At 64.7% G+C, this 289-nt stretch carries 1 protein-coding gene; it reads right to left on the reverse strand.

The window, feature by feature from the left end:
* On the reverse strand, window positions 1–289 hold a 289-nt coding region (locus SB725_RS30720), incomplete at both ends, for a hypothetical protein (RefSeq protein WP_410923136.1).

Here is a 289-nt window from a genome sequence, read left to right on the forward strand (position 1 = left end):
GCCGTCGTACACACGATTGAGCCGCACACGCATCGCTTCGAGCGTCGCATCGTCCATGTCGTCGTCGCGCTCCGCGCGCATCAGCTCACGCAGCGCGACGCGAATCTCGACCAACCCTTTAATCCGCTCGAGCGCCTTCTCGCTCTTGCCTTCGACCAGGCGGGCCTGCCGACCGTCCAGAAGGTCATCGAGACGCTGCGCGACACGGTCGGCTTCTGTCACAAAATACGCGCCGATTTTCACGGTCTCGGGCACGTCGATCGGCTCGGCGGCAACGGCGGCGATTGCG

This window comes from Pseudomonas sp. SIMBA_041 (genome assembly GCF_046535095.1).
GTDB lineage: Bacteria > Pseudomonadota > Gammaproteobacteria > Pseudomonadales > Pseudomonadaceae > Aquipseudomonas > Aquipseudomonas mucoides.